This is a genomic window from uncultured Methanofollis sp. (assembly GCF_937919355.1).
Taxonomy (GTDB): Archaea; Halobacteriota; Methanomicrobia; order Methanomicrobiales; family Methanofollaceae; genus Methanofollis.
The window spans coordinates 1-2,185 of sequence record NZ_CALFSA010000244.1; the positions used below are offsets into that span (position 1 = coordinate 1).

General features: G+C 61.5%; 3 protein-coding genes. 2 read left to right on the top strand and 1 reads right to left on the bottom strand.

All coding sequences use genetic code 11. The features are described from left to right. Positions 1-382: ABC transporter permease (locus Q0520_RS12125; RefSeq protein WP_298670446.1), on the top strand; the 382-nt coding region annotated here is incomplete at its 5' end. Positions 383-385: 3 nt separating this feature from the next. Beyond that, a complete protein-coding gene (locus Q0520_RS12130) occupies positions 386-1,459 on the top strand; it encodes an ABC transporter ATP-binding protein (RefSeq protein ID WP_298670448.1) in 1,074 nt (357 codons plus the stop codon). 53 nt (positions 1,460-1,512) lie between these two features. Here the strand turns inward: Q0520_RS12130 and Q0520_RS12135 are convergent. Next, positions 1,513-2,185: putative sulfate/molybdate transporter (locus tag Q0520_RS12135; RefSeq protein ID WP_298670450.1), on the bottom strand; the 673-nt coding region annotated here is incomplete at its 5' end.

Genomic DNA, 2,185 nt, shown 5'->3' on the forward strand with positions numbered 1-2,185 from the left:
GATGATCCTTGCCCAGACGATCCTGATCCTCCCCATCATGACCGGGCTCACGATCACCGCACTCTCGGGGGTGGACGCGACGATCAGGGACACGATCCTCTCTCTCGGGGCGACACGCTTCCAGTTCTTGAGGCACGTTGTCAGGGAGGCGCGGTTTGCGATCCTCGGGGCTGTTGCCCTCGGTTTCGGCCGGGCGATCTCCGAAGTCGGTGCGGCGATCCTCATCGGCGGGAACATCTACGGACGGACTCGGGTCCTGACGACGGCGATCTCCCTCAACACCTCGCAGTGGAACATCGGGACCTCGATCGCCCTCGGGATCATCCTCCTCGGCATCGCCCTCGTCGTGAACACGGTGGTGACCGTTTACCAGCAGAGGTGAACCATGATCGAACTCAGGCATGTTGCAAAGAATTTCGGCGAGAAGGTCGTGCTGACAGATGTGAACGCGGTGATCGAGGACGGCGAGATCTTTGCGATCATCGGCCCCTCGGGGTCGGGCAAGTCCACCCTCCTCCGCCTGATCAACCTCCTCGACACTCCCTCGGGGGGAGAGATCCTCCTCGACGGCGCCGACATCCACGCGAACCGGGCGAGTGCACTCGGGTTCAGGCGGCGGATGGCGATGGTCTTCCAGAAACCTGCGGCCTTCAATGAGAATGTCTATGACAACATCGCGATCGGCCTGCGGATGAGGCATATCCCTGAGGCCGAGATCAGGGAGAAGATCACGGCGGCCCTGGAGGTGATCGGGCTCTCCGGTTACGAGAAGCGGAAGGCAAAGACCCTCTCTGGTGGTGAGATGCAGAGGGTTGCCATCGCCCGTGCGATCGTCACCGACCCTGCCGTCCTCCTCCTCGACGAACCGACTGCAAACCTCGACCCGGTGGCGACCGAGGCGATCGAGGAACTGGTGGTTCGGATCAACAGGGACCTGAACCAGACGGTGGTCCTCTCGACACATGACATGCTCCAGGGGCAGCGACTCGCCCACAGGATCGGGGTCTTGATGGACGGTGTCTTTGCGCAGATCGGCACCCCACGGGAGGTCTTCGCGATGCCGAAGAGCAGGAATGTGGCGCGGTTTGTCGGGATCGAGAACCTCATAGGGGGAGTGGTCCGGGAAACACGCGACGGGATTGCTTCCATAGTTGCCGGCGAGGTGACGGTTGTCGCTGTTACTCCCCTTGCGCCGGGCACGAAGGTCTGTGCCTGCATCAAACCTGAGGACATCACCATCCACCTTTCTGACGGGACCGGTATCTCGGCGCGGAACGTTCTCTCCGGCAGGGTGACCGGGGTGAAGGCCTACGGCCCCCTCAACCACCTCACGATCGACTGCGGCATCCCCTTCGCCGCCCTTATCACCTGGAAGTCTGCCGAGGACCTCGGCATCAGGGAGGGTATGGCGGTGAAGATCTCCTTCAAGGCCAGTGCCGTCCACGTCGTCGAGGATTAATTCCTTTTCGGGATCTGTAGATTGTCTGTTCAGAAGTGCTTTTATGGGGGCTTTTATGGCGTCCTTCTTTTTGCTGCCCGCTTCCTCCCGTATCTCTCCAGTCCCCAGGCGAGCACAAGGCCAATGACAAAACCCACCGTGATATTCGTCAGAACTGAGAGTGCGGCGATGACCACGGTGACAAAGATGGAATCGGTCTTCATGCTGTGTTTGCCGAGTTCCACCGCCGCAAAGATGAGGAGGCCGCCAAAGACCCCCAGTGGGATGAGGGCGAGGCTCTCTGGCGAGGCGAAGAAGAGGGCGAAGCCCAGGAAGATGATGCCGGCGATGATGTTCGAACCTCCTGTCCTGGCGCCGAACCTGTACTGGGCGGCAAGGCCACCAGCACCGTGACACATGGGAAACCCGCCGAAGGGAACTGAGACAAGGTTCATGACGCCGATCGTCCGGGAGAGGCGGTCGGGGTCGACCTCGGTTTTGAAGAGGTCACGCGTCAGGAGGGACGTTGCAAGGATCGCATTGGTGAGGGTCAGGGGGATCTGCGGCGGGACGAGGTACCAGGCGGCGAAGAAGAGGTCGGCAGGGTTCGGGAGGACGAGTGTGGGTAAGGATATCATCGAGAGAGCAGGGAGGCCCGCAGTGAGCACTCCGGCACCGACGCCGATACCAAGGACGAGAAGGGCTGAGAGGTCCCTGACCTCCCAGCGGAGCGCGGCGAGGAAGAAC

What these genes read in the sequence shown, in the direction of transcription:
- Q0520_RS12130 (WP_298670448.1), top strand. Translation starts at nt 386, where the DNA reads ATGATCGAACTCAGGCATGTTGCAAAGAATTTCGGCGAGAAGGTCGTG.